The sequence below is a fragment of the Levilactobacillus spicheri DSM 15429 genome, assembly GCF_001435095.1.
GTDB classification, from domain to species: domain Bacteria; phylum Bacillota; class Bacilli; order Lactobacillales; family Lactobacillaceae; genus Levilactobacillus; species Levilactobacillus spicheri.
The window spans coordinates 1-3,480 of the sequence record NZ_AZFC01000004.1 but is presented as its reverse complement, the minus strand read 5'-3'; the positions used below and the strand labels follow the sequence as shown (position 1 = coordinate 3,480).

Genomic DNA, 3,480 nt, shown 5'->3' with positions numbered 1-3,480 from the left:
TTGACTAACCCAACTCAGACACTGAATTGGCTGAAAGCCAAAGTTTCCTAAACTTTGCTTTCCTGCCTAACGGCGAGTGACGGGGTGAGTTTGAGCGGGTACTCCCGCTCATTTGTGCGGTCAAGCTGGCACAGCTTGGACTGGGTTCGGGGCGTCAGCGCCCGAGGGCTTAGAAACTGGTCGATTTTGACCAGTTTCTTCTTATCTTGATACTATTAGAAACAACGTCATTTTAAAAAACTGGGATAAACCCTTGACACAACTGGGCTTAGGCGTATTATGAGTTTATAAAATGAATAAAGAAAAAACCCACGTGAGAATTCCTAGTTTGGCGACCCGGAACACGTGAGTTAATCTTGAATATTCGTATTTACTAGACATAGTTTAAAGCTTGAGTTAGTGAGCGTCAAGCCCTTAGTTTTAGTAAATACATAAAAGATTAGCTCTTCTCACGTGGTTGGATGAGAGGAGCTTTTTAGTTTGGCTGATAGAAAAGTTTTAGTTGATCGATCGCAGTCGGGAAAAGTACGGCCATGGCGAGAACATAAGTTAGAGAATTTACAGTATGGTGATTATTTACAAATGTTGCACTACAAGAAAGCCCATCGAGTTAAAGAGTGTGGTGAAGTATTACGTTTTGTGGAAGATAAAAATGGTCACAAAAAATTGGCTCAGACTTGGTTTTGCCATTCCCGTTTGTGTCCGTTATGTAATTGGCGGCGGTCAATGAAACAATCTAACCAGTTAACTCAAATTTTGACAGAAGCAGTTAAACAGCGAAAAACAGGTCGGTTCTTGTTTTTAACGTTGACGGTAAAGAATACTACAGGGGATTTGTTGAAGAGTGAGTTACGGCAGATGGGACGAGCCATTGCAAAAATCTTTCAGTATAAAAAAGTGGCTAAAAATTTGTTGGGTTATGTACGTTCAACTGAGGTTACCATTAATCACGAAGCAGATCAGCCGATGTATCACCACCATATGCATGTTTTGCTTTTTATGAAATCGAGTTATTTTACAGGAACTGATAATTATATTTCACAAGCAGAATGGACCGGGTATTGGCAACGAGCGATGAAATTAGCTTATGTGCCGGTTGTGAATGTTGAAGCGGTTAAACCGAATGTGAAACGCCAGAAAAATTCCTTGCTGGCTAGTGCCCAAGAAACGGCTAAATATCAGGTAAAGTCCAAAGATATTTTAACTAATAATCAAGAACAAGATCTACAAGTAATTGATGATTTGGAACAAGCTTTGGCTGGTTCCCGGCAAATTAGCTATGGGGGGTTGCTGAAAGAAATTCGCAAGCAGTTGCAATTAGAAGATGTTGAAAATGGCGATTTGATTAATACGGATAGTGATGATCAAGAAACTGATCAAGTAGTGCGTGAAATTGTTGCTAAGTGGGATTATCAACGTAAGAATTATTTTGTTTGAGCAGAACTTGGTGGATTGTCTATATTAAGATTGATGGGGAAATTATACGCTCATAAATATTTTTGAAAGTGATGTGTTTTTGTTATGAATAATTCTTTTTGGGGTAAACTTCTGGACATTTTGACTGATGGAAAGCATCTATTTTTTACTTTTGCTGTCGCACTAAGCTCATTTATTATTTATTATTTTGGGCTTGTACCTCAATATAATCGTTATCTTGTTGCTTGTTCTGTGGCATTTTCTCTTTTGTTTTTTGTTCAGATGGTTATTAGTATTTTTTATTGGACGGTAAATATCATTTTAAAGCATAGAAGTGTTGAGAGTTTAGTTAATGATCCTTATTGCTTAAAAGTATTATCTGATCTTTATAAAAGTAATGGTAATCCTTTGGATTTGGACAATTTGAATGGTAAAGTCATTTCTTTGTTAAATGCCGGCTTGATTTATAAGGTCAGAGAAATACCTCTGCAATTTCATTATGGTTTTGATGAAGTAGGCCACGAATATTCCTCTTACAACATTACATCTTTAGGAGAGAAATATTTGATACGAAGACTAGAAAGTAAGTAGTAATTAACTGTCTTTTGATAATCATTGGGAGCTAAAGCGACCTTTGATTATTTTTTTGCCAACGGCAAAAATGGCCTCGCAGAGCCCAAACTTTACAAGGTAAAGTATATTGGGCTATACCTTGCATGGAGGTTTGCCGAATTCTGTGCTATGCTCTAACCAAATTTATCTGTTTGGGAATGGAGTGGTTAGATGAGTTATTTAGTTGCTAATATGCAGAAATTGAAAGCTGACAATCTGGTTGGTTTGGGTAATCATGATCAACGTCGAACACAGAATCACAAAAATACCGATATTGATGTTGATCGTTCTGCTTTAAATTATGATTTGGTTGCTGGTCGGACTAATCATTTCAAAACGGATATTGAGGCTTATATTAACGAGCATAAAACCAGTCAGCGAGCAGTTAGAAAAGATGCGGTCTTGGTCAATGAATGGATTATCTCAAGTGATCGTCATTTCTTTGCCGATTTAATGGCGGCTGATACGCGCAAATATTTTGAAACGGCTAAGGAATATTTTGCCAAAAAGTTTGGTGAAGAAAATATTCGTTATGCAATTGTTCATCTTGATGAGAGCACCCCACATATGCATATGGGGATTGTCCCGTTTGATGATGAACATAAATTGTCTGCTAAACGAGTTTTTAATCGCACAGCTTTGCGAGATATTCAAGATCAATTACCGACTTATTTACAACAGCATGGTTTCAATATTCAGCGTGGGGTTCAAGAATCAGAACGTAAAAGTTTAACGGTACCAGAATATAAAGCCATGCGGGAATCTATTAAGCAGGGGCAGCAAAAGTTAGCAGCGGTTGAAAATGAAACTAAACAGCGTCAAGTGAAACTTAAAACGTATCAAGCCACTAAATTTGATGTGAACAGTGTTAAAACGAAGGAATCCCGTTTCCATAAGCGGTATGTGCTGGTTGACCGTTTTGACTTTGATAAACTTAAACAGGGCGCCAGCTTAACGGATACGTATTTTACTGAAACATTGTCTCAAAGGTCTGATATGGATATTCAAAAAGACCAGTTGATCAAAGCTGAAAGTAAGGCTATGGAACTAGACATTGAGAATCGTCGTCTTCAAAAGTTAGTCGGGACGCTACAAGGAATTGTTCGGAGCGTTGACCGCTTCTTACAGCGCAAATTAGGGGTTGGCTTACCAAGTAAGTGGCTAGAACGAGCTGGACTAAAAGAACCGTCTAAAAAAGCCCCTCAGAGGCCACAGGAGCGTTCAGAGGGACAACATGATGAATTAGATGGTCCAAGTCTTTGAATTTGGTATATGGCTTTAATTTAACCGCTGATGAGTATTGGAGCTGTTTAATGGCCGTCAGTCAACGGTAAATCGAATTAAAGGGACTTACTGCTTTAGCAGTTAGTCCCCTTTTGAGGCTTTAAGGAGTTGATTGACTAACCCAACTCAGACACTGAATTGGCTGAAAGCCAAAGTTTCCTAAACTTT

Annotated in this window: 3 protein-coding genes; all 3 read left to right on the top strand. The window is 38.3% G+C overall.

What is annotated here, in order from left to right; genetic code table 11:
* The first annotated feature begins 480 nt into the window (after nt 1-480).
* The 3 genes from FD37_RS02325 to mobV all read left to right on the top strand — a co-directional run bounded on the left by FD37_RS02325 (nt 481) and on the right by mobV (nt 3,291).
* Nucleotides 481-1,437 carry a protein rep gene (locus FD37_RS02325; protein WP_082605094.1) on the top strand — a complete coding sequence of 319 codons (957 nt, stop codon included), beginning with the start codon at nt 481-483 and terminating at the stop codon, nt 1,435-1,437.
* Nucleotides 1,438-1,521: 84 nt separating this feature from the next.
* On the top strand, nt 1,522-2,007 hold the full coding sequence (locus FD37_RS12545) for a hypothetical protein (protein WP_014106747.1): 486 nt from the start codon (nt 1,522-1,524) through the stop codon (nt 2,005-2,007).
* Nucleotides 2,008-2,199: 192 nt separating this feature from the next.
* On the top strand, nt 2,200-3,291 hold the full coding sequence (gene mobV / locus FD37_RS02320; protein WP_056963167.1) for a MobV family relaxase: 1,092 nt from the start codon (nt 2,200-2,202) through the stop codon (nt 3,289-3,291).
* Nucleotides 3,292-3,480 lie beyond the last annotated feature (189 nt).